The 251-nt window shown below is 43.4% G+C and carries 1 protein-coding gene; it reads left to right on the forward strand.

The genetic code is table 11. The features are described from left to right. Nucleotides 1-251 (forward strand): GNAT family N-acetyltransferase (locus A3773_RS17310; protein WP_156473577.1); only part of this gene is annotated, 251 nt, incomplete at both ends.

The following is a 251-nucleotide window of genomic DNA, read 5'->3' on the forward strand; positions in this document are numbered from 1 at the left end:
TGCGCACGTTTGTTACCGAAAGGAACCAGTTATCCGTCAGCTAGCATTGGTCGCGTTGCCACCAAAGAAAGTCATCGAGGTGGTGGTTTAGGTCATAAACTATTGCAACAAGCATTAGCCGACTGTGAATCATTATGGCCAAGTGAGTCGATTGAAATTGGCGCACAGGAACATTTAGCCTCTTTTTATCAACGACACGGTTTTGTTCAAACATCAGCTATGTATTTAGAAGATGACATCCCACACATTGA

The organism is Neptuniibacter pectenicola, assembly GCF_001597735.1.
In the GTDB taxonomy this organism is placed as follows: domain Bacteria; phylum Pseudomonadota; class Gammaproteobacteria; order Pseudomonadales; family Balneatricaceae; genus Neptuniibacter; species Neptuniibacter pectenicola.